The 20,857-nt window shown below is 75.4% G+C and carries 19 protein-coding genes and 3 tRNA genes; 15 read left to right on the top strand and 7 right to left on the bottom strand.

What is annotated here, in order from left to right; all coding sequences use genetic code 11:
* Window positions 1-424 precede the first annotated feature (424 nt).
* The 4 genes from orn to ACWDD9_RS39305 all read left to right on the top strand — a co-directional run bounded on the left by orn (window position 425) and on the right by ACWDD9_RS39305 (window position 2,971).
* On the top strand, window positions 425-1,027 hold the full coding sequence (gene orn, locus ACWDD9_RS39320) for an oligoribonuclease (protein ID WP_049660762.1): 603 nt from the start codon (window positions 425-427) through the stop codon (window positions 1,025-1,027).
* Window positions 1,028-1,213: 186 nt separating this feature from the next.
* A tRNA-His gene (locus ACWDD9_RS39315) sits at window positions 1,214-1,289 on the top strand.
* A gap of 217 nt (window positions 1,290-1,506) precedes the next feature.
* Window positions 1,507-1,953 (top strand): DUF4442 domain-containing protein, encoded by a 447-nt coding sequence (locus tag ACWDD9_RS39310; protein ID WP_049660764.1) that lies wholly within the window; start codon window positions 1,507-1,509, stop codon window positions 1,951-1,953.
* Window positions 1,954-2,062: 109 nt separating this feature from the next.
* Complete coding sequence (locus ACWDD9_RS39305; RefSeq protein WP_449814245.1) at window positions 2,063-2,971, top strand: hypothetical protein; 909 nt, start codon at window positions 2,063-2,065, stop codon at window positions 2,969-2,971.
* Between the two features lie 118 nt (window positions 2,972-3,089).
* On the opposite strand, the gene ACWDD9_RS39300 is transcribed toward ACWDD9_RS39305, so the two are convergent.
* From ACWDD9_RS39300 to ACWDD9_RS39290, 3 genes are all read right to left on the bottom strand, one after another.
* Window positions 3,090-3,548, bottom strand: a complete 459-nt coding sequence (locus tag ACWDD9_RS39300) for a GNAT family N-acetyltransferase (protein WP_117487866.1) — start codon at window positions 3,546-3,548, stop codon at window positions 3,090-3,092.
* A gap of 156 nt (window positions 3,549-3,704) precedes the next feature.
* A complete protein-coding gene (locus ACWDD9_RS39295; RefSeq protein ID WP_074005154.1) occupies window positions 3,705-4,610 on the bottom strand; it encodes a spermidine synthase in 906 nt (301 codons plus the stop codon).
* A gap of 105 nt (window positions 4,611-4,715) precedes the next feature.
* Entirely contained in the window at window positions 4,716-5,231 is a 516-nt protein-coding gene (locus tag ACWDD9_RS39290; RefSeq protein WP_310593138.1) for a hypothetical protein, read from the bottom strand.
* A gap of 262 nt (window positions 5,232-5,493) precedes the next feature.
* Here ACWDD9_RS39290 and ACWDD9_RS39285 point away from each other — a divergent pair, with 262 nt between their 5' ends.
* Entirely contained in the window at window positions 5,494-7,116 is a 1,623-nt protein-coding gene (locus tag ACWDD9_RS39285; protein WP_375877331.1) for a tetratricopeptide repeat protein, read from the top strand.
* Between the two features lie 55 nt (window positions 7,117-7,171).
* Here ACWDD9_RS39285 and ACWDD9_RS39280 read toward each other — a convergent pair whose 3' ends face one another.
* Window positions 7,172-7,828 carry a histidine phosphatase family protein gene (locus ACWDD9_RS39280; protein ID WP_074005115.1) on the bottom strand — a complete coding sequence of 219 codons (657 nt, stop codon included), beginning with the start codon at window positions 7,826-7,828 and terminating at the stop codon, window positions 7,172-7,174.
* Between the two features lie 253 nt (window positions 7,829-8,081).
* Here ACWDD9_RS39280 and ACWDD9_RS39275 point away from each other — a divergent pair, with 253 nt between their 5' ends.
* From ACWDD9_RS39275 to ACWDD9_RS39265, 3 genes are read left to right on the top strand one after another with little or no spacing between them, the layout of a single operon-like run.
* Window positions 8,082-9,311 carry a hypothetical protein gene (locus ACWDD9_RS39275; protein ID WP_449814244.1) on the top strand — a complete coding sequence of 410 codons (1,230 nt, stop codon included), beginning with the start codon at window positions 8,082-8,084 and terminating at the stop codon, window positions 9,309-9,311.
* Window positions 9,308-10,906 carry a hypothetical protein gene (locus ACWDD9_RS39270; RefSeq protein WP_449814243.1) on the top strand — a complete coding sequence of 533 codons (1,599 nt, stop codon included), beginning with the start codon at window positions 9,308-9,310 and terminating at the stop codon, window positions 10,904-10,906. Before ACWDD9_RS39275 ends, ACWDD9_RS39270 begins: the two co-directional genes overlap by 4 nt.
* On the top strand, window positions 10,906-12,267 hold the full coding sequence (locus ACWDD9_RS39265) for an AAA family ATPase (protein ID WP_449814242.1): 1,362 nt from the start codon (window positions 10,906-10,908) through the stop codon (window positions 12,265-12,267). Before ACWDD9_RS39270 ends, ACWDD9_RS39265 begins: the two co-directional genes overlap by 1 nt.
* A 24-nt stretch (window positions 12,268-12,291) precedes the next feature.
* Here ACWDD9_RS39265 and ACWDD9_RS39260 read toward each other — a convergent pair whose 3' ends face one another.
* Window positions 12,292-12,618, bottom strand: coding sequence for a hypothetical protein (locus ACWDD9_RS39260; protein ID WP_049651948.1), 327 nt, complete (start codon window positions 12,616-12,618; stop codon window positions 12,292-12,294).
* Between the two features lie 290 nt (window positions 12,619-12,908).
* Here ACWDD9_RS39260 and ACWDD9_RS39255 point away from each other — a divergent pair, with 290 nt between their 5' ends.
* The 3 genes from ACWDD9_RS39255 to ACWDD9_RS39245 all read left to right on the top strand — a co-directional run bounded on the left by ACWDD9_RS39255 (window position 12,909) and on the right by ACWDD9_RS39245 (window position 14,134).
* The gene (locus ACWDD9_RS39255) at window positions 12,909-13,262 is read left to right on the top strand and encodes a hypothetical protein (protein ID WP_074005111.1); all 354 of its coding nucleotides are present in this window, start codon (window positions 12,909-12,911) and stop codon (window positions 13,260-13,262) included.
* Window positions 13,263-13,446: 184 nt separating this feature from the next.
* Window positions 13,447-13,992 carry a bifunctional DNA primase/polymerase gene (locus ACWDD9_RS39250; protein ID WP_049651953.1) on the top strand — a complete coding sequence of 182 codons (546 nt, stop codon included), beginning with the start codon at window positions 13,447-13,449 and terminating at the stop codon, window positions 13,990-13,992.
* A gap of 68 nt (window positions 13,993-14,060) precedes the next feature.
* A tRNA-Lys gene (locus ACWDD9_RS39245) sits at window positions 14,061-14,134 on the top strand.
* 130 nt (window positions 14,135-14,264) lie between these two features.
* Here ACWDD9_RS39245 and pgi read toward each other — a convergent pair.
* Both pgi and ACWDD9_RS39235 read right to left on the bottom strand, forming a co-directional pair.
* Window positions 14,265-15,926 (bottom strand): glucose-6-phosphate isomerase, encoded by a 1,662-nt coding sequence (pgi, locus tag ACWDD9_RS39240; RefSeq protein WP_449814241.1) that lies wholly within the window; start codon window positions 15,924-15,926, stop codon window positions 14,265-14,267.
* Window positions 15,927-16,100: 174 nt separating this feature from the next.
* Window positions 16,101-17,684, bottom strand: a complete 1,584-nt coding sequence (locus tag ACWDD9_RS39235) for a Na+/H+ antiporter (RefSeq protein ID WP_074005109.1) — start codon at window positions 17,682-17,684, stop codon at window positions 16,101-16,103.
* Between the two features lie 190 nt (window positions 17,685-17,874).
* Between ACWDD9_RS39235 and ACWDD9_RS39230 the strand changes: the two genes are divergently transcribed.
* From ACWDD9_RS39230 to ACWDD9_RS39215, 4 genes are all read left to right on the top strand, one after another.
* The gene (locus tag ACWDD9_RS39230) at window positions 17,875-18,783 is read left to right on the top strand and encodes an NADP-dependent oxidoreductase (RefSeq protein ID WP_449814240.1); all 909 of its coding nucleotides are present in this window, start codon (window positions 17,875-17,877) and stop codon (window positions 18,781-18,783) included.
* Window positions 18,784-18,857: 74 nt separating this feature from the next.
* Window positions 18,858-18,931: transfer RNA gene (locus tag ACWDD9_RS39225), tRNA-Lys, on the top strand.
* Window positions 18,932-19,158: 227 nt separating this feature from the next.
* A complete protein-coding gene (locus tag ACWDD9_RS39220) occupies window positions 19,159-20,130 on the top strand; it encodes a GlxA family transcriptional regulator (protein ID WP_049651944.1) in 972 nt (323 codons plus the stop codon).
* Window positions 20,130-20,759: a DJ-1/PfpI family protein gene (locus tag ACWDD9_RS39215; RefSeq protein ID WP_449814239.1), complete on the top strand. Its 630-nt coding sequence runs from the start codon at window positions 20,130-20,132 to the stop codon at window positions 20,757-20,759. The genes ACWDD9_RS39220 and ACWDD9_RS39215 overlap by 1 nt, the downstream gene beginning before the upstream one ends.
* Window positions 20,760-20,857 lie beyond the last annotated feature (98 nt).

Below are 20,857 nucleotides of genomic sequence, written 5' to 3'. Positions count from 1 at the left end.
CCGAGCACGCGGCGGCGGAGGACGGCCTCCCCCAGCCGGGGGTGCGCGGTCAGGGCCAGGGGCACCGGAGCGCGGCCGAGCGGCCCGCGGACGACCCCGGTTCGGCCGGGCGCGGCCACGGCGCGGCCACCGGACGGATGCCGGCCCCGGCCGGGCAGCCGGGCTCCGGCCCGGGCGAGCTCCGCGGCCGCCAGGCCCGGGCTCCGCAGGTCCGCGGCCAGGCCGGCCGGCCCGCGCCCGAGGGCGCCCGGGCGGCGCGCGAGGTCCGGACCGGACGGGACGGCCACACGGTCCTGACCGGCCGGGAGGGCGAGCACCCGGACGGCCACGGCACGCACGACGGACCGGAGGAGCACCAGGCCGAGGCACCCCGCTCGGCTCCACCGGTCCCCGCGGCGCGTGATCGCGCCGTAGGGTGAGTTGTGTGAATGACCGTTTGGTATGGATCGACTGTGAGATGACCGGCCTCGACCTCGACCAGGACGCCCTGGTCGAGGTCGCGGTGCTGGTGACGGACTCCGAGCTGAACATCCTCGGCGAGGGCGTGGACGTCATCATCCGGCCGCCGGCCGAGGCGCTGGCGAACATGCCCGAGGTGGTGCGCGAGATGCACACCGCCTCCGGGCTGCTGGAGGAGCTGGAGCAGGGCGTGACCCTGGCCGAGGCCGAGGAGCGGGTGCTCGCCTACGTGCGCGAGCACGTGCCGGAGGCCGGGAAGACCCCGCTGTGCGGCAACTCGGTGGCCACCGACCGCGGCTTCCTGGCCCGGGACATGCCGGCCCTGGAGAAGCACCTGCACTACCGGATCGTGGACGTCTCCTCGATCAAGGAGCTGGCCCGCCGCTGGTACCCGAAGGCGTACTACAACAGCCCGCAGAAGGGCGGCAACCACCGGGCGCTCGCCGACATCCGGGAGAGCATCGACGAACTGCGGTACTACCGCGAGGCGGTGTTCGTCCCGCAGCCCGGCCCGGACGCCGACACCGCGCGGGCGATCGCCGGGAAGTACCAGGCCCCGGCGGGCTGAGCCCGGGCCCGCCCCTGGCGGCCCACCCCGGAACCGCCCGGAACCGCCCGGCGGACCCCTGTCGGAGGGACCGGGAAGGTGCCCGCGTTCGCCGGAGCGAAACCCTGGCGCGAGCACCCTCTCGGATCCTGTAGAGTTCTTCCTGTCGGAACGGGAACGCGAGAGCGGGAACGGGCCGGACAGATGGTGGGTGTAGCTCAGTTGGTAGAGCACCTGGTTGTGGTCCAGGTGGCCGCGGGTTCGAGTCCCGTCACTCACCCCAGAGCCTGAGGGGCCGATCTCTTCAAGAGATCGGCCCCTCAGGCGTTTTCGCCCCCCTCGGCCAAACACGGCCTCGGTCGAACACCGCCTCAGCCGGACACCGCCTCAGCTGCGCACGCGCCCCCTCGTCCGCGTGTGCGCTCCCTCACACGCGCCCGCCGGATCGGCTTTGCGGCGACCCCTGCCCCCAGAAGCTACCGACTAGTAACATCGTCGCCATGACCACTCCCACGATCGGCCAGATGCTCGACTCCACCGTGCCGATGGCGCACACCCTCAAGCTGGAGTACCTGGAGACCACCCCGGAGCGCGCCGTGCTCCGCCTCCCGGACCAGCCCGCGTACCACAACCACGTCGGCGGCCCGCACGCCGGCGCGATGTTCACGCTGGCCGAGTCCGCCAGCGGCTGCATCGTGCTCGCCGCCTTCGGCGACCAGCTGTCCCGGGCCGTGCCGCTCGCCGTGAACGCCGAGATCGCGTACAAGAAGCTGGCCATGGGCGAGGTCACCGCCACCGCGCTGCTCGGCCGCCCGGCCGCCGAGGTCGTCGCCGAGCTGGACGCCGGCGGCCGCCCCGAGTTCCCGGTCACCGTCGAGATCACCCGCGCCGACGGCGCCGTCACCGGCGTGATGACGGTCACCTGGACCCTGCGCCCCAACTCCTGACCGCCACCCGGTCGGTGGCCCCGGGAGAACAGGCCCGGGGCCACCCGTACGATGACTGTCCGTGACGGCGGGCGTGACCTCACCGCCCGGCCGCTCGTTCTCGATTCACGTGCGAGCCAATCACGCGACCAAGCCCCAGGAACCCGTCCCCCGCGGCGCCCCGCGCGGCGTCGCCGGCGCCCGCCGCGGGATCGCCCAGCGGCTGCCCCGCCCCCGGGTCCTCGCGGCCGCCGGGGCCCTGCTCGCACAGCTCTGGGGATTCGGCGCCCCCGGGGCGTACGCGGCCACCGCCGACCCGGTACCGGACCCGGCCCGGCCCACCGTCCGCCGCGCGCTGCAGGCCGCACCGGCACTCGACCGGCCGGTGCTCGACAGGCCGGTACTCGACGGACCCGCCCTCGACGGGCAGTCAGCCGAACGTCCCGTCGGGTCCGGACCGCCGGGCCGCTCCCCCGGGCCCGCCGGGGAGCCGACCGGCAACGGCCCCGCCGGCGGGATCACCGGCGTCGCCGGAGCCGTCGGCGGCACCCTCCAGGAACGCATCCGGGCCGGCGGCCTGCCCCTGCCCGGCCAGCGGGCGGCCGTCCCCGACGCCTTCGCGCTCGCCTCCGGCCTGCTCGGCACCGTCCCCGCCCAGGCCCGGCCCGACGGCCCCCGCGCCTCCCGCGAGGGCGAACCCGCCGACCCGCCCTCCGCCACCCGGCACCGCGGCGGCGCCCTCTCCACCGTCCCCCGGCAGCGCGAGGCCGCGACGGAACCCCTGCTCCAGGAGGCGGCCACCGCCGTCGACGAGGGCGGACCCACCGCCGAAGCCGGCAGCACGGCGGACTCCACCGCCACCCCCGCGCCGGATCACGACAGCACGCCCAAGACGACGGCCATCGCCGACACCGCCACGGCGGCCGGCTCCGGAGACGGCTCCGCCACCGCGACCGCCGTCCTCGTCCCCATCGCCGCCGGACTCCTGCTCACCGGAGCGGCCATGTGCAAGCACCGCGGACTGCCACGCGGCCACTGAGCGGCCCCGGCCGCGGCGGACCGCCCCGTAGGCATGGGGACGCTGCGCAGCCGCGAGAAGGCGGCGGGACGCCTCCGGTCACCGGGCCCAGGGCCGGGCGGCAGCGCTCCACCCCCACCTAAGGCGTGGCCAGGTCCACGGCCAGCAGCGGGAGTTCGCGTCCCGGGATCGAACCGGACGGGACGGCGCCGATCCGGATGGCGCCCATCGCGAGGTAAAACGGCTCGGCGTTCGGGTCGGATTCGATGACGAGCCGAGACAGGCCGAGTGCCACGGCCAGGCCCCTCGCCCGCTCGAACAGCGCGCGGCCGACGCCACGGCCGATCGACTCGGGCTCGATGAAGAGCAGGTCCAGCGACCCGGTCGGCGGCGCCCCGGAGAGCGAGACGAAGCCCAGGACCCGCCCGTCGTCCTCGGCCACCGCCGTGGCCGACCGCTCGATCACACCGGCGTCCACGGTCAGCTCCGCCCGGCAGTCGGCCATGAACGCCTCGTCGTAGCCCCAGTACGCCTTGGACCGCAGCGCGATGCCGGTGAGCAGCGCGGCCTCCTCCGGCCGGGCCGGTCTGATCTCCATGACGCCCCCTCGGGTCGCTGGCCGGACGGCAGCGCCATTGTCGGCCGCGACTCGGTCGCCTGCAAACGGTTTTACGGCCGGCGGAGCGGGCGCGGAGAAGCGGTGCGGAGAAGCACCCGCAGGACCGCCGAACCCCCTACCGCGACGAGCGGCCCGTCAGCGGAACACCCCCGGCGGCGGTTCCGGGGACGGGGCCGCCGTGGCGTCCGTCGCCGGGACGGCGCCGGCCGCGAAGTCGGTGAGGGCGCGGCCGTGTTCGACCCGGGCGTGGGCGGAGTCGGAGGCGGCGCGGCGGGTGAGTTCGGCGATCGGCAGCGGGGTGTGGGCTGCGGCCAGGACGAGGTTGCCGAAGCGCTTGCCGCGCAGCACGGCGGGGTCGGCGATCAGGCAGAGCTCGGGGAAGACCGCGGCGAGGGTGGCGACCTGGGAGCGGGCGAAGGGCAGGGCGCCGCCGTCGGCGATGTTGGCGGCGTACCAGCCGCCGGGGGCGAGGGCGCGGGCGGCGAGGGTGGTGAACTCGACGGTGGTGCAGTGGGCCGGGGTGCGGGCCCCGGAGAAGACGTCGGTGATCACCAGGTCGACGCTGTCCTCGGGGGTGCGTTCCAGCACGCCGCGGGCGTCCGCGCCGCGCACCTTGATCTGCCAGCCGCGTTCCAGGGGGAGTTCGGCGCGGACGAGTTCGGTGAGCGCGGTGTCGATCTCGGCGACCTGCTGGCGGGAGCGCGGCCGGGTCGCGGCGGTGTAGCGGGCGAGGGTGAGGGCGCCGCCGCCGAGGTGCAGGACGGTGAGCGGGCGGCCGGGCGGGGCGACCAGGTCGATCAGGTGGCCGAGCCGGCGCTGGTACTCGAAGCCGAGGCGGGTGGGGTCGGCGAGGTCGACGAGGGACTGCGGGGCGCCGTCGATCAGCAGCGACCAGGCGGCGGGGCGGTCGCGGTCGGGGCGCAGCTCGGCGAGGCCGGAGCCGACGGGGCGGCTGAGCGGGCCCTGGGCGTGGGTGCGTCCGCCCGGTCCGGTGGTGGCCTCGGGTTCCGGTCCGCGTGCGGCTCTGCTGCTTCGTCCCATGGCGGCCATTATCGCCGCCGCCGGGGGACGTCCGCTGGTCAGGGGCGTGCCACGGGGGCCCGGCCGGAGGTCGACTGGCCCGGCGGGGTCCGCGCGGCACGCCCGCTAGAACGGGCCGAGGCCGCCCGCGGTGAGTGTGCAGGCGGCCTCGCAGAGGGCGGATCGGAGGACCCAGGCGTCGGTGGGGCGGGCGGTGCGGCCGGTGCCGGAGGGCGGGATCACCCAGCGCGGGTCGGTGGCGGCGGGCAGCAGGGCGCCCGCGGTACAGGAGCTGCCGGGCAGGTGCCAGGTCTCCCAGGTGCCGGCTGGGACGAGGAAGGAGACGGTGCTGCCGTTGCGGCTCTGCAGGACGACTCCGCAGGCGCGGCGCAGTCTCAGGATGTCGACGGCCTCCAGGCCGTGCCGCAGGGCGACGGTCACGGTGTCGCAGGCGCTGACGACGGCGCCCTCCTCGGGGACGGTGCGCTCGCGCCGGTGGCCGCCGCGGGGGAGGCGGCCGCCTTCGACCGGTCCCCGGCCGGAGAGCCGGTCGTCGGCGGGTTCGGGGAGCAGGGCGGGGGCCGCGCCGGCGAGCACTCCCCCGGGGACGGGTCGGTACTGCGGCAGTCCGGTGGCCATCATGGGCTCTCCTGTACCTCGTCGGGTCCGGAAGCACAGCCGTTGGGAGGGGCCACCCGGCTGGGACGGGCCGGGCGACGGCGTGGGCTTCTTCCTCGTACCAGGACAACGCGGGGGTCGTGGCGCAGGCCACGGGGCGCATTACAGCAAGGCATGGCATTTCATGGCGGATACCCCGCAACATCGCCCTTTTTACCCGGGGTTGACACGATATGTCCCACCAACCGAATGTGTCCGCTCGGTGACTCCGAGTACTCTCGGCGCCATGGCAGCCACCCCACCGGCCGAGCCGAACCGTCCGTCCCCCAACGCCGTGATGCGCGCACTGCGCGGCGACCGCTCTCCCGGCGAGTTCGCCACGGCCGTCCGCAGGGCCGCCCGCGAGATCGGCGAGCACGTGTCCTGCGACGCCCGGTACGTCGGGCGGGTCGAGTCCGGTGAGATCCGCTGCCCCAACTACGCCTACGAGCGGGTGTTCCGGCACATGTGGCCGGACCGCGCGCTCACCGACCTCGGCTTCGCCCCCCGGACCTCCGTCCGCCGCCGCCCGGCGGACCGGTCCGTCGGGTGGAACGAACCCCCTCCGCTCCACCCGACGTTCCCGCCCCCGCCCGCCCCGCGCTCACCTCTCTCCACTCAACTCCCGTACGCTGCCTCGCCGTACACGGATCCAGCCGCACCGGACGGGCCCCCGTGGCCGAGCCGCGGGACGGTGCCCAGGGGGCCCGATGGATCGCCCAATCTCGACGAGGAGAACGACGACGTGCGTCGCCGTACGTTCCTGGCCGGCGGCACCACCGCGCTGGCCTCCGTGATCGGCATCGACCGACCGGCCTCGGCGGCCGGCCGGCAGGCCGGCGCCGACGGCGCCCCCGGTGCGCTCGCCGGCCAAGGCGCCTTCCCCGGTGCGGAGTTCACCGCGCCGTCGCTGCTCGGCGGCGAACCGCTGGTGCCCGGCCGGCCCGGGCCGGTGGGGCCGCTGCGCCGGGTCGGCGCCGCCGAGGTGCTCGGCGTGGAACAGGCCGTCCGGGAGATCCGGCTGGCCGACGACGCGCACGGCGCCGACGCCCTGTACGAGCTCGCCGGGCGGTCGCTGCGCAACGCGTACGTGCTGCTCAACGAGTGCGAGTACAGCCCGGAGACGGAACGCCGGCTGCAGACCGGGGCGGGCGAACTCGCCATCTCCGTCGGCTGGTTGGCCCACGACTCGAACCGGCTCGCGGACGCCCGCTCGTTCTACTCCGAGGCGCTCGCCACCGCCCGGATGGCCGGGGACTCCGCTCTGGAGGCGCACGTCTTCTGCAACAGCGCCTTCCTGGCCAGGGACGCCGGCCGCCCGCGCGAGGCGCTGCGCGCCGCCCAGGCCGGGCAGGTCGCCGCCCGGGGCCTGGGCTCCGAGCGGCTGCTCGCCCTGCTGGCCATGCGCGAGGCCGGCGCCTGGGCGCTGCTCCAGGACCGCGTCTCCTGCGAGCGCGCGCTCGGCCGGGCGTACGCCCTCTTCGACCGGGGCCCCGGCGGGCGGGACCCGGAGTGGATGTCCTTCTTCGGCGAGGCCGAGATCGCCGGCCTCCAGTCGCAGTGCTGGTCGGCGCTCGGCGACTGGGACCGCGCGAGCGAGCAGGCCGGGCTGGCGATAGCGCTCCAGAAGCCGCACTTCGTCCGCAACCGGGTGCTGTACACCGCCGAGCTGGCCCACGACCGGCTCGGCCGCGGGGACCTGGCGGGGGCGGCGCACCACGGCTCGGCCGCCGTCGCGCTGTTCGGCGCCGTCCGCTCGGCCCGGATCCGGAGCATGCTCGCGGACACCGCCGGACGGCTGCGCCCGCACGTCGCGGTGCCCGAGGTGCGCCGGTTCCTGACCGACTACGACCGGGCGGCGGCCGCCTGAGCCCCGCCGCCCGGCTTGGCCTCGACGGGCCCCGGAGCCGCCCGGCACAGCCGGCTCAGTGCCCGGCGGCCAGGCCCTCCAGGTGGGACAGGTCGTTCCAGACCTCCACCGCCGGGGCGCCGTACTCCCAGGACAGCACGCACAGCGCGGCCGTACCGAGCTTGAACCGCTGGGCGTACTCGGGCGGCAGGCCCAGCCAGCGGGCGGTGAGGATGCGCAGCAGGTGGCCGTGGGCGAACAGGATCACGTCCCGGTCGGCGCAGTGCATCACGGTGGTGTCCGGGGCGGGGACGCCGTGCTCCTCGTTGAGGCCGGCCAGGAAGGCGTCCACCCGGGCGGCCACCTCGGAGAGCTTCTCGCCGCCGGGCACCCCGTCGCGCCAGATCAGCCAGCCGGGCTGGTCGCTGGAGCGGATGTCCGCGCCGGTGCGGCCCTCGTACCGGCCGTAGTCCCACTCCATCAGCTCCGGACGCTCCACCGCGCGGTCGCCGAAGCCGGCCAGCTCGCAGGTCTCCTTGGCCCGGCCGAGCGGGCTGGTGTAGACGAGCGCGTCCGGCAGCCCGTTCCAGGGGGCCTTGGCGAGGCGGGCGCCGAGGGCCCGGGCCATCGCCCGGCCCTCCTCGGTCAGCGGGATGTCGGTGCGGCCGGTGTGGCGGCCGGTGGCGGACCACTCGGTCTCGCCGTGGCGGACCAGCACGATGCGGGCGGGCATGGGGACTCCTAGCGACGGGGCGGTGGCAACGGTCGGTCGGTCTCACCATTGAGCACCGGGCTCCATGATCCCCCACCCGGGCGGCGACCACGATCGAGGGGCCCGTCCCGGCGGCCGCGGGACCGGGGGCGGCAGGTGTCCGGTTCCGGCCGCGGACCGGCGGGGGCGGACGTCCGGTTCCGGCCGCGGACCGCCTCTCCAACGGCCGGTCCGCACCGCGTTGTCGGACCCGGATGCGACACTGGGCCGCACCATGAACGTCTCGACGAACGTCCCGCCGCGCGGGCCCGCTGAGCCGCTCGCCCAGCGGCTCGCGGAGCTGCGCGGACCGGCCCCGCAGCGCAGTCTGAACGCCCGCTCCCTCGCCGCGCTGGCCGCCAACCCGGGCTGCCACCGCCGCGCCGTGCTCGACGCGGCCGGGGTGGACAAGTCGGTGCTGGCGGCCCGGCTCGGCCGCCCCGCCCCCTTCGGCCAGTCCCCCTTCGCCATCGCCCGCGGCGTGATCTTCGAGTCCCGGCTGAAGGCCGACGGCTACGCCCCGCTGCTGGAGCCGCTCCGCCACCACCTGGGCCTCCCGGCGGACGGGCACGCCCCGCTCCTGGTGCCGGACCTGCTGCACCGCTCGGGCCCGGCCGTGCGCGCCGACCGGACGGCCGAGGCGCTGGCCCTGGCCGCCGCCGACCCGGAGGCCTGGACGCTGCTGGACCACCCGATGCTGCGCCTGGGGGTGGCCGGCAGCACCGCCTACCTGGAGCCGGACGCGCTGGTGGTGCACGGCGGGCGGTGCACCGTGGTCGAGATCAAGTCCTTCCCGGTGCTGGACGGCGGCGCCGACCCGGCCAAGGTCGGCGCCGCCGCCCGGCAGGCCGCCGTGTACGTGCTGGCGCTCCAGCGGCTCGCCGCCGCGGCGGCCGGGCAGCCGCTCGCCGAGGACCCGTACACCGAGCAGCGGCTGCCGGGCAGCCCGCGCACCAGCGTGCTGCTGGTCTGCCCGAAGGACTTCGGCAACCGGCCGACCGCGGTCGCCGTGGACGTCCGCCGCGAACTGGCCACCACCCGCCGCCAGCTGGGCCGGATGACCGGCATCGGCCGGCTGCTGGCGGCGCTGCCGCCGGACGCCGACTTCGACCTGGCCGCCGACGAGGACGGCGCGCCGGCCCGGACCACCGAACAGCTGGCCGCCTCGGTCGAGGCGGTGCCCGCCGCGTACAGCCCGGACTGCCTCTCCACCTGCGAACTCGGCTTCCACTGCCGCGCCCGGGCCCGCTGCGACGACCGGGTCGAGCAGCTCGGCCGGGGCGTGCGCGGCGAGCTGGGCAGCATCCGTACGGTCGCCGAGGCGCTGGCCGCCGCCGGCACCAAGAGCGAGGACCTGGACGGCGCGGACGACGCCGCCGAGCGCCTGGCCTACGCGGCCGCCCTGCGCGCCGAAGCCCTGGGCGCCGGCGCCATGGGGGCGGAAACCCAAGGGGCTCGCGCATGAGCCTGCTCACCACCCTCGCCCGGCTGGAGGCCGTCCGCAGCGGCCGGGCCGAGCCGCTGGCCACCGTCCGGCACCGGCACCTGTCCGACCGCCCGATGGTGCTGGTCCCGCTGACGGCCGCCGGCGAGTCCGGCGCGCCGCTCGCGGTGATGCTCGGCACCGACCGGGACGCGCCCCGGCTGCACCTGGTCCCGCAGCCGCTCAACCGCACCCTGCGGTTCGACTTCCTGGCCGAGCTGGCCGCCGACCTGCTGCCCTACCTGGAGTCCTTCGCCGAGGACGTCGAGCAGATCGAGGGCTCCGAGAAGGACCCGGAGACCGGCGAGAAGACCCAGGTGTTCCGCGAGCTGTGCGCGGACGCCCCGCAGCTGGTGGTGCCGAACGGCGCGGGCGTGCACCACCTCGCCCTGATCGGCCGCTCGACCCGCTTCCGCCGCACCGCCGAGGACGAGGAGCCGGGCCCGTACCCGGCGCCGGTCCGGGTGCCGCTGCTCGGCCGCTGGCTGACCCACCTCACCGACCGCGCCCAGGTGCCCGGCTCCTCGCTGCTGCTGCCGATGACCGGCCTGCTGGCCCGGCACTGGGCGACCGGCCAGAGCCACCTGGAGGACCAGCACCTGGCGGCCCGGCTCGCCTGGCACCGCCCGCCGGACGGCCTGACCGGCGCGCGGGCGGCCGAGCTGGCCGAGTCCGCCCGGGACGACCGGGGTCAGCTGCTGCACCCGCCGGCCGGTCCGGCCACCGACCCGCGCTTCGACGAGTTCGTGCTGGCCCCGGCGATCGCCCGCTACGACTCCGCCGTGGGCGCCCTGCAGCACAGCGCCGAGCAGCGCGACGAGGCCGCCGCCGCGCGCGCCCGGACGGCCGTGCGGGCGGCGGTGACGGCGCTGGAGGAGGCGCTGGCGTCGGTCCTGCTGCCCACCTGGCGGGACGTCTGGCAGGGCCTGGACCTGCTGCGCGCCCTGCCGCCGGCCGGTCACCTGGCGGAGCGCTGGACGGGCGACCGCTGGTCCTACACCGGCCACCGGGACCGGCTGGCGGCCGGCGAGCCGCCGCAGCCCCGGCAGGACGACGCCGTCACCGCCGCCCGCAAGCTCGCCCAGCGCGAGCGCGAGCAGGCCCGCCTGGACGTCCAGGAGGCGCTGGACGACCCGCTGGCGATGGCCGAGCACCGGCTGTCCGGCGAGGCGTTCAGCGGCGTGGTGACGGAGGTGGTGCCGGACTGGGACACCACCGGCCGCTCCCCCAAGCCGCGCCCGCTGGTCACCCTGCGCACCGCCGACCGACCGCACGCGGACCTCGGCCGGGAGGTGCACCGGGTGCACGGCCCGAGCCCGCAGAAGGCCGAGATCGTCGCGGTGGACACCGCCGAGGGCACCCTCACCCTGCGGGTGCTCTCCGGCATGGGCCGCAGGAAGGAGCCGGAGCCGGGCAGCCTGCCCGAGCCCGGCGAGCCGGTCACCTTCACCCTGTTCGAGCTGACGGTGCGCCAGTCCGCGCCGCTGCCCGAGCCGGACGACACCCCCTGGACCCACGGCGGCCCGCCCGGCGCCGCGCCCGTACCCGCCCCGTCCGTCTCCGAGGAGTGGGAGTGATGACCACCTCGATCCCCGAGCAGGCCCCGGGCGCGGCCGCCGACGCCGCGGTGGCCCGGATCCTGGCGGCCACCGTCCGTCCGCCGGCCGGCGCCCCGCGCGGCGTGGTGGTGGACTCCCCGCCCGGTGCCGGGAAGTCGACGCTCGTGGTGCGGGCCGCCCGCGAGCTGGTCGGGGCCGGCGAGCGGCTGATGATCGTCGCCCAGACCAACGGCCAGGTGGACGACCTGGTGGGCCGACTGGCCGAGAAGGCACCGGAGTTGACGATCGGCCGGCTGCACGCCGCGGACTCCCGGCCCGGTCCGGAGGTGCTGAAGCACGCCAACGTCACGCCCTCCGACAAGGTCGCCGACCTGGTCGAGCACGACGTGGTGATCTCCACCTCGGCCAAGTGGCAGTGGGTGCGGACGGAGGCGCCCTGGCGGCACGCGATCGTCGACGAGGCGTACCAGATGCGCTCGGACGCCCTGCTCGCGGTGGCCCGGCTGTTCGAGCGGGCGCTGTTCGTCGGCGACCCGGGCCAGCTGGACCCGTTCACCGTGGTCGGCACCGAGCAGTGGGCCGGGCTGTCGTACGACCCGTCCGGCAGCGCGGTGGTCACCATGCTGGCGCACAACCCGGAGATCGAGCCGCACCGGCTGCCGGTCTCCTGGCGGCTGCCCGCCAGCGCCGCGCCGCTGATCTCGCGGGCCTTCTACCCGTACACGCCGTTCCGCTCCGGCACCGGCCCGGACGACCGCCGGCTGACGGCCGCCGTCCGCCCGGACGGCTCGGCGCTGGACGCGGTGATCGACCGGGCCGCCGAGCACGGCTGGGCCCTGCTGGAACTGCCCGCCCGGCACACCGTACGGACCGACCCGCAGGCCGTGGCGGCCGTCGCGGCCACCGTCCGCCGGCTGCTGGAGCGGGGGCTGACGGCCCACTCCGAGCAGGGCGAGGCCCCGCTCACCGCGGACCGGGTCGCCGTCGGCACCGCCCACCGGGACCAGGCGGCGGCCGTGCGCGCGGCCCTGCTCAAGGCGGGCGTGCCGGTGGACGGCGCGGCCGGTCCGGCCGTCACGGTGGACACCGCCAACCGCCTGCAGGGCCGCGAGTACGACGTCACCGTGGTGCTGCACCCGCTCTCCGGGCGCCCCGACGCGACCGCCTTCCACCTGGAGACCGGCCGGCTCTGCGTGCTCGCCTCCCGGCACCGGCACGCCTGCATCGTGGTGGCCCGGGCCGGGATCGCCGAACTGCTGGACGAGCACCCCGCGACCGAGCCGGTGCAGCTGGGCGTCCCGGTGGCCTTCCCGGACGGCTGGGAGGCCAACCACCAGGTGCTGGAGCACCTGGGCCGCCACCGGGTCCACCTGCGCTGAGGCCCGTCCGCCCGGCCGCCGGGGTCAGTCCTCGGTCTCGCAGACGGCGTAGGCCACCACCGACCCCCGCTCCGCCTGCGCGCTCCAGCCGCGCGCGTCGGCGGTGGGGCCGTCGGCGCGCACCGGACCGTCCGCGTCCGGCTGGAGCCGGTACCCGCCGCCGGTCAGGTGGGTGCCGGCCGGGCAGGTCGCCGTCGAGGCGCCGCCGGGGGCGCTCGGCTCCCCGGTGACCACCAGCGCCGTCTCGGCGGCCGCGGCGGGCGGGGCGACGGAGGCGGCGACCGCGAGCAGGGCGCCCAGCAGGGACAGGACGGACAGGGCGAGGGCCGTCAGGCCTCTTCTCACGCGCATGGGGGTTCTCTCCGGTTCGTCGGCTTCATCGGCTTCGTCGGCTGCCTCGGCTTCGTCGGGCAGCCCGGGCGCACCGGGTGCACCGGGCGCACCCGGACAACCGGTTCGCATGCGATCCGGAAGCGCGGCGCACGAGTCGCGCGCCCGGCGTGCGCCGGGGAATAGCGCTCGCGTGCGCACCGTTCCGCTACGGGCCCCCGCCGCGAGACAATGGACGGCGGCCACGACCGGGCGGCGCAGCCCGGAGCAGATTTCCCCCACCCCCACCCGAAACCCGGAGGTGTCCGTCCATGCCCGACTCCCCAGAGTCGTCCGAGCCCACCAGGCGCCTGCGTCCGGTGCAGCTGCTGTTCGAGCCGCAGTCCGCCGAACCCGAGCCGGAACGATTCTTCGACCTGGAGTCGATCGAGGACCCGGCGGAGCTGCTGCGCCGCTCCACGGAGCTGGCCCTGGCCTTCCGGGCCGCCGCCGAGCGGGCCACGGACTTCCAGGCGGTCGCCGCCGCGCAGCTCGCCGACCCGCGCCGGTTCGACGCGCTGTCCGACGCCGAGGTCGCCCGGCGGGCGGACTGGACCCCGGACTACGCCGCGAAGATGATCGAGTACGGCCGCACCCTGCTCCAGCCGCGCCGGCACGAGGACTGAGCGCCCGCGGCCGACACGGGCCCCTGGCATATGCGCGGCGGGGAAGGGTACGCCGTCCCCCGCCGCGCTGTCCGGCGAACCGCGCTTTCCGTCGCACCGGGGGCGTGCGCCGCACAGGCTGCTCTCCGTGGAGATCTGGACGCAGCAATCGGTGACGCAGCAGTCGGTGTCGTACCCGTCGGTGATGCACCCGTCGGTGGAGTGCGTCGGCGCGGCCGGGGAGGCCTGGCTCGCTTCCGCCAGCGAGTACCCGCGCAGCATGCGGGCCCTGTGGGAGAGCCGCCCCTGGGCGCCCTCGGTACTGCCCTGCGGGCGCGCCTTCGACGTGATCAGCATGCCGGCGCTGTTCGGCCGCCGGGTGCTGGACGAGCTGTGGGCGTCCGGGCCTGGCTGCGGGCCGGTGGCCGTCCACCGGGGGCGGCTGCTGCTGTTCGTCCAGCCGGGCGCGGCGCCCCGGCTGCGCCGGCTGCTGGCCTGGGAGGAGTGGGCCCGGGACGTTCCGCCACTGCTGTGCCACGGCAAGGGCGACGCGGTGACCGTGCCGCCCCTGCAGCGGATGGTGAACAGCCCGGACTCCCCCGGGCAGGGCGCCGGCCGGTGGATCGTCGCGCCGGAGCGGCGCGACCCCCGGCTGCCCGGCGCCGCGGTGGTGCTGTGGGCCTGCGTCCGGGCGGCGCGCGAGCCGGGTGCGCCGGTTCCCGCCGGGGCGGCCGTCGTGACCGGGGGGTGAACGCGGGGCGGCCGTTATTCGATTTTGGCTCGGCCGCACGGCGCTGCTAGAGTCTTCTCTGTCAGCAGGCGCCGCTAGCTCAGTTGGTTAGAGCAGCTGACTCTTAATCAGCGGGTCCGGGGTTCGAGTCCCTGGCGGCGCACAGACAGCCGGAAGGCCCTTCGCGAGAGCGAAGGGCCTTCCGGCGTTTCGGCGTTCCGGCGTTCCGGGTTTCCACGGCCGGAGGAGCGTCCCGGGCCGCCCGCCGGAGCGGACGGCCCGGGACGACGGGCTCAGCGGCCGCGCAGCGCGCGGTAGCGGGCGACCAGCTCGGCGGTGGAGCTGTCCAGCTGCTCGGTGCCCTCGCCGGTGAGCAGCACCGGCTCGATCCGCTTGGCGAGCACCTTGCCCAGCTCGACGCCCCACTGGTCGAAGGAGTCGATGTTCCAGATCGCGCCCTGGACGAACACCTTGTGCTCGTAGAGGGCGACCAGCTGGCCGAGCACCGAGGGGGTGAGCTCGCCGGCCAGGAGGGTGGTGGTCGGGTGGTTGCCCTGGAAGGTCTTGTGCGGGACGAGCTCGGCGGGCACGCCCTCGGCCGCGACCTCCTCCGGGGTCTTGCCGAAGGCCAGCGCCTGGGTCTGGGCGAAGAAGTTGGCCAGCAGCAGGTCGTGCTGGGCGACCAGGCCTGCGGGCAGGTCGGCGACCGGCTTGGCGAAGCCGATGAAGTCGGCCGGGATGACCTTGGTGCCCTGGTGCAGCAGCTGGTAGTAGGCGTGCTGGCCGTTGGTGCCGGGGGTGCCCCAGACCACCGGGCCGGTCTGCCAGTCCACCGGGGTGCCGTCGCGGGTCACCGACTTGCCGTTGGACTCCATGTCCAGCTGCTGGAGGTAGGCGGTGAACTTGGACAGGTAGTGCGAGTAGGGCAGCACCGCGTGCGCCTGGGCGTCGAAGAACGCGCCGTACCAGACGCCGAGCAGGCCGAGCAGCAGCGGGACGTTCTGCTCCGGCGGGGCGGTGCGGAAGTGCTCGTCGACCAGGTGGAAGCCGTCCAGCATCTCGCGGAAGGCGTCCGGGCCGATGGCGGTCATCAGCGAGAGGCCGATCGCCGAGTCGTAGGAGTAGCGGCCGCCCACCCAGTCCCAGAACTCGAACATGTTGGCCGTGTCGATGCCGAAGTCCTGCACGCCCCGGGCGTTGGTGGACAGCGCGACGAAGTGCTTGGCCACCGCCTCGGTGCCGGCGCCCAGGCCGCCGAGCAGCCAGTCCCGGGCGGAGACCGCGTTGGTGATGGTCTCGATGGTGGTGAAGGTCTTCGAGGCGACGATGAACAGCGTCTCGGCCGGGTCGAGGTCGCGGACCGCCTCGTGCAGGTCGGCGCCGTCCACGTTGGAGACGAAGCGGACGTCGAGGTCGCGCTTGGCGTACGAGCGGAGCACCTCGTAGGCCATCGCCGGGCCGAGGTCGGAGCCGCCGATGCCGATGTTGACGACGGTGCGGATCGGCTTGCCGGTGTGGCCCTTCCACTCGCCGCTGCGGACCCGGTCGGCGAAGGCGGCCATCCTGTCGAGGACGGCGTGCACCGCGGGCACCACGTTCTCGCCGTCGACCTCGACCACGGCGCCGCGCGGGGCGCGCAGCGCCGTGTGCAGGACCGCCCGCTGCTCGGTGTTGTTGATCTTCTCGCCGCGGAACATCGCGTCCCGCAGCTCGGCGACACCGGTGGCGGCGGCCAGCTCGCGCAGCAGCTCCAGCGTCTCGTCGGTGACCAGGTGCTTGGCGTAGTCCACGTGCAGGTCGCCGACCTGGAGGGTGTAGCGGCGGCCGCGCTCCGGGTCGGCGGCGAACAGCTCGCGCAGGTGGGTGCCGCCCAGTTCGGTCCGGTGCTTGGCCAGGGCGGCCCACTGCGGGGTGCGGTCCAGCGGGGTGCGGGCGTCGGCACGGGTCTCCGACATCGGTGGGTCCTCGATTCATCTGGGTGCAGAAACCGGCAGGGCCAGGCGTGAGGGTTCGCCGAGGTCGTGCGGGTACTGGTGGTGCGCCGACTCCGTTGACGGCCTGCCCGGGTTCAGCCTATGCAACCCCGGGGCCGGTCGTGCGCATTCCGCCCGGCCACCGCTGCCGCCCCGTCACTTCCGTTCGGAGCGCAGGTCGAGTCCGCGCAGCACCTCGTCGACCAGCTCCGGATCGGCGCCGGGCTCGCTGCGGGCGGCGAGCATCTCGCGGCGGGAGGCGGCGATCATCTCCTGCTCGACGTCCCGGGCGGCCCGCCACTGGGCCATCCGCAGCTTGGCCTCGGCGGCCTCCTCCTCGGCGTAGTTCTCCGGGCAGAGCCGGGCCAGCCGGTCGTGCTGACGGTCCCGCAGGCGGTCGGCGACCTCGGCGGGCAGCCGGTCCTGCTCCTCCAGTTCGCCGAGCCGGTTGAGCCCGGCCTTGGCGGCCCGCCACCAGAGCTGGCGCACCGCCTGCTCGTGCTTGTCCTGGTCGATGTCCAGCTCGAACCGCTTGGCCAGCCAGGGCAGGGTGAGGCCCTGCACCAACAGGGTGAAGAGCACCACGCTGAAGGCGATGAAGACCAGCCGGCCGCGCTCGGGGAAGTCCTCGCCGGAGTGCAGGGTGAGCGGGATGGCGAGCGCCAGGGCGACGGTGGCCACGCCGCGCATGCCGGACCACCAGAGGATCACGCTCTCCTTCCAGCTGAACGGCGTGTCCTCCTCGTCGCCGGAACGCAGCCGCTTCGACAGCCAGCCGGCCGGCAGCAGCCAGAGCAGCCGGACCGCCACGACCACCGCGATGACCACGGCGGCGTCGCCGATGAAGCCGGTCCAGCCGCGGCCGGCCTCCTTGAGCACGGTGGCCAGCTCCAGGCCGATCAGTCCGAAGGCGACGCCGGTGATCAGGATCTCGACCACCTCCCAGAAGGCGTTGCCGACCAGCCGGTAGGCGACGGCGTCCGCGTCGGAGGCCCGCTCGGCGAGGTAGAGCGCGCAGACCACGACGGCGAGCACGCCGGAGCCGTGGATCTCCTCGGCCAGGGTGTAGGCGGCGAAGGGCACCAGCAGGTTGAGCGCGACCTGCTGGGTCGGGTCGTCCAGGCGCTCGGCGAGCTTGGTGTTGACCCAGCCGAGCGCGACGCCGACCACCACGGCCAGCACCGCGGACAGCACGAAGCGCAGCACCGCGTCGCCGCCCGAGAAGTCGCCGCTGACCATGGCCTCGATGGACAGCGAGTAGATGACGATCGCGGTGACGTCGTTGAACAGCCCCTCGCTCTCCAGGATCGCCACCAGGCGGCGGGGCAGCCCGACGCTGCCGGCCACCGCGACGGCGGCGACCGGGTCGGGCGGGGAGACCAGCGCGCCGACCGCGATGGCGGCGGCCAGCGGCAGGGCGGGCAGCAGCCAGTGCACGGCACCGGCCACGGCGACCGTGGTGACCACCACCAGGCCGATCGCCAGCAGCAGGATCGAGCGGGCGTTGGCCTTGAAGTAGCGCACCGAGGAGCGCCGGGCCACCGCGAAGATCAGCGGCGGCAGGACCAGCGGGAGGATCAGCTCGGGTTCGATGCTGACGTCCGGGATCTGCGGGACGAGCGCCATGACGATGCCGAGCAGGGTCATCAGCACCGGTTGTGGCACTCCGGTCTTCCGACCGAGCGGCATGGTCACCACGGAGGCGAGCAGCACCAGGAAGAACAGGGGCAGCTGGCCCACGGGGAGGTTCCTCTCGACGACGGACGGCTGAGCGCCGTCCAGGATAAATCTGACAATGCGCCCATCAGTGTCGACACGCTGAACAAAAGCTTGACCTCAAGCGCACTTCAGGCCCGAGGATCGTCGACAACGGATGGATCAAGAAGGCTCACGAAGGTTCGAGAAGGATCGAGAAGGGGCGGGAAAAGGCATGAAAGCGGTCACCGTGACGGGGAGCGGCGGTCCTGAGGTCCTACGGGTCGCCGAGGTGCCCGACCCGGAGCCCGGGCCGGGCGAGGTACGGGTACGGGTGTACACGGCCGGGGTGCAGCCGGTGGACCTCGCGATCCGGGAGGGGTTCCGTCCGCCGGGCCTGGCGGTCGAGCCGCCGTTCGTCCTCGGCAACGAGTTCGCCGGGGTGGTGGACGCCCTCGGACCGGACGCCGGCGACTGGCGGGTCGGGGACGAGGTGCTGGGCTTCCGGGTGCTGGGCTGCCAGGCCGACCGGGTCGTGGTCGACGCCGGCCGGCTGGTCGCCAAGCCCGCCGGGATGCCCTGGGAGCAGGCCGGCTCGCTCTCCGCCTCCGGCCAGACCGCGCACCTGGCGCTCACCGAGCTGGGCGTCGGCCCGGGCGACACCGTGCTGGTCCACGGCGCCGCGGGCGGGGTCGGCACGGTCGCCGTCCAGCTGGCCCGGGCCTGGGGCGCCACCGTGGTCGGCACCGCGAGCGAGCGCAACCACGCGTACCTGCGGGAGCTGGGCGCGGTACCGGTCACGTACGGCGAGGGGCTGGTGGAGCGGGTCCGGGCGGCGGCGCCGCAGGGGGTGACCGCGGCCTTCGACGCCGCCGGGCGGGGCGCCCTGGAGGCCTCCGTCGAACTGGTCGCCGACCGGGACCGGATCGGCACCGTGGTCGACTACCTGGGCGCCGAGCGGCTGGGCGTCCGGCAGCTGCGGGGCGAGCGGACGGCCGGGCGGCTGGCCGAGCTGGTGAAGCTCTGGGAGGCCGGCGCACTGCGGCTGGAGGTCGAGGAGTCGTTCCCGATCGAGCGGGTCGCCCAGGCCCACCGGCTGGTCGGCTCCGGGCACGTCCGGGGCAAGGTGGTGCTGACCATGTGAGCGCGCCGGGCTCCCCGCCCCGGGCCGATTGTGAGTTTCAGTCGCTGACCAGGTAATGTTCTCCACGTCAGCAGGCGCCGCTAGCTCAGTTGGTTAGAGCAGCTGACTCTTAATCAGCGGGTCCGGGGTTCGAGTCCCTGGCGGCGCACAGACAGCCGGAAGGCCCTTCGCGAGAGCGGGGGGCCTTCCGGCGTTTCGGCGTACGCCCGCGCGGTTTCCGCCGTACGCCCGTACGGGTCCCGCCGTCCGCCCGCGCGCCCCTCCGCTCCCGCGCCGCCGCACGCGCCCCCGCCCTCGCTCCCGCACGCGCCGGATGGCAGGAAAGGTGGGAAGCAGGTCATTGCTGCCACCGCTCCCCGTTGGGAGGCTGGCCGTATGAGAGCGCACAGCGTGGTCATCGTCCTCTTCGAGGGCGTGCAGAGCCTCGATGTGACCGGCCCCCTGGAGGTGTTCGCGGGGGCGGGCCGGGCCGCCGGGCAGCCCGCGGCCTACCGGGTCACCACCGCCTCCCCCGGCGGCGGGCCGGTGCGCAGCCACAGCGGACTGCGGCTGCTGCCGGACGCGGACCTGGCCGGGGTCGGGCCGGTGGACACCCTGCTGGTTCCCGGCGGGATGGACACCGGGCGCCCGGACCCGGCCCTGGTGGAGCGGATCCGGGAGCTGGCCGGAGCGGCCGAGCGGGTGGTGTCGGTGTGCACCGGGGCCTTCCTGCTCGCCGAGGCCGGGCTGCTGGCCGGGCGCCGGGCGACCACCCACTGGGCCTACGGCGAGGAGCTGGCCCGGCGGTTCCCGGACGTCGAGGTGGACCCGGACCCGATCCACGTCCGGGACGGCCGGATCGCCACCTCGGCCGGGGTCACCGCCGGGATCGACCTGGCGCTGGCCCTGGTCGAGGAGGACCTCGGGCGCGAGACGGCCCTGCTGGTCGCCCGCCACCTGGTGGTCTTCCTGCGCCGGCCGGGCAACCAGGCCCAGTTCAGCACCCAGCTGGCCGCCCAGGTGGCGGCCCGGCAGCCGCTGCGCGAGGTGCAGCGGTGGATCGCCGAGCACCCGGAGGCCGACCTCTCGGTCGAGGCGCTGGCCGACCGGTCGGCGCTGTCGCCGCGGCACTTCGCCCGGGCCTTCGCCGCCGAGGTGGGGGTGACCCCGGGCCGGTACGTGGACGGGGTCCGGCTGGAGGCCGCCCGGCGGCTGCTGGAGGACACCGACCACGGCATCGAGGAGATCGCGCGCTCCTGCGGCTACGGCACCCCGGAGGCGATGCGGCGCGCCTTCGTCCGGGCCCTGGCCGCCCCGCCCGCCGAGTACCGACGCCGCTTCCGACCCGAACCCACTGGAGGTCACTGATGCGCATCGCCATCCTGCTCTACCCCGAGTTCACCACCCTGGACGCGGTCGGCCCGTACGAGGTGCTGTCCCGGCTCCCCGGCGCCGAGGTGGTGTTCGCCGCCGCCGAACGGGGGCCGGTCCGCAACGACGTGCACAGCCTGGCGCTCACCGCGGACGCCGCCCTGGACGAGGTGGACTCGGCCGACCTGCTGCTGGTGCCCGGCGGGCCCGGGACGGAGGCCCAGCTGAAGGACCGGGCCGTGCTCGACTGGGTGCGCCGGATCGACGCGACCACCACCTGGACCACCTCGGTCTGCTCCGGCTCGCTGATCCTGGGCGCCGCCGGGCTGCTGGAGGGCCGCCGGGCCACCTCCCACTGGGGGGTCCTGGACCGGCTGCCCGGGTACGGGGCGGAGCCGACCGGGACGGAGCGGGTCGTCATCGACGGCAAGTACGCCATCGCCGCCGGGGTCTCGGCCGGGATCGACCTCGCGCTGACGCTGGCCGGCCGGATCGCCGGGGACACCGTCGCCCAGGCGATCCAGCTGCTGATCGAGTACGACCCCCAGCCGCCGTACGACTCCGGCGCGCTCGCGAAGGCGTCCCCCGAGGTGGTCGAGGCGGTGAACCGGCTGATGCGGGCCTAGGGCCAATGCCAGTGACTTTGATGGCTTTGGCTCGTTGGGTGTGGTGTGGCGAGGGTGGGGCAGGTCAAGTCGCCTGCGGGTGAGCGGTTGTCGGACCG

The organism is Kitasatospora sp. NPDC001119, assembly GCF_053598475.1.
This window is presented reverse-complemented; position numbering and strand designations above follow the sequence as displayed.

Bases quoted from the DNA above. Each gene is read 5' to 3' on its own strand.
- ACWDD9_RS39310 (WP_049660764.1), top strand. From the start codon at position 1,507: ATGACCACTCCCACGATCGGCCAGATGCTCGACTCCACCGTGCCGATG.
- ACWDD9_RS39300 (WP_117487866.1), bottom strand. From the start codon at position 3,548: ATGGAGATCAGACCGGCCCGGCCGGAGGAGGCCGCGCTGCTCACCGGC.
- ACWDD9_RS39295 (WP_074005154.1), bottom strand. From the start codon at position 4,610: ATGGGACGAAGCAGCAGAGCCGCACGCGGACCGGAACCCGAGGCCACC.
- ACWDD9_RS39290 (WP_310593138.1), bottom strand. From the start codon at position 5,231: ATGATGGCCACCGGACTGCCGCAGTACCGACCCGTCCCCGGGGGAGTG.
- ACWDD9_RS39285 (WP_375877331.1), top strand. From the start codon at position 5,494: ATGGCAGCCACCCCACCGGCCGAGCCGAACCGTCCGTCCCCCAACGCC.
- ACWDD9_RS39280 (WP_074005115.1), bottom strand. From the start codon at position 7,828: ATGCCCGCCCGCATCGTGCTGGTCCGCCACGGCGAGACCGAGTGGTCC.
- ACWDD9_RS39275 (WP_449814244.1), top strand. From the start codon at position 8,082: ATGAACGTCTCGACGAACGTCCCGCCGCGCGGGCCCGCTGAGCCGCTC.
- ACWDD9_RS39270 (WP_449814243.1), top strand. From the start codon at position 9,308: ATGAGCCTGCTCACCACCCTCGCCCGGCTGGAGGCCGTCCGCAGCGGC.
- ACWDD9_RS39265 (WP_449814242.1), top strand. From the start codon at position 10,906: ATGACCACCTCGATCCCCGAGCAGGCCCCGGGCGCGGCCGCCGACGCC.
- ACWDD9_RS39260 (WP_049651948.1), bottom strand. From the start codon at position 12,618: ATGCGCGTGAGAAGAGGCCTGACGGCCCTCGCCCTGTCCGTCCTGTCC.
- ACWDD9_RS39255 (WP_074005111.1), top strand. From the start codon at position 12,909: ATGCCCGACTCCCCAGAGTCGTCCGAGCCCACCAGGCGCCTGCGTCCG.
- ACWDD9_RS39250 (WP_049651953.1), top strand. From the start codon at position 13,447: ATGCACCCGTCGGTGGAGTGCGTCGGCGCGGCCGGGGAGGCCTGGCTC.
- pgi (WP_449814241.1), bottom strand. From the start codon at position 15,926: ATGTCGGAGACCCGTGCCGACGCCCGCACCCCGCTGGACCGCACCCCG.
- ACWDD9_RS39230 (WP_449814240.1), top strand. From the start codon at position 17,875: ATGAAAGCGGTCACCGTGACGGGGAGCGGCGGTCCTGAGGTCCTACGG.
- ACWDD9_RS39220 (WP_049651944.1), top strand. From the start codon at position 19,159: ATGAGAGCGCACAGCGTGGTCATCGTCCTCTTCGAGGGCGTGCAGAGC.
- ACWDD9_RS39215 (WP_449814239.1), top strand. From the start codon at position 20,130: ATGCGCATCGCCATCCTGCTCTACCCCGAGTTCACCACCCTGGACGCG.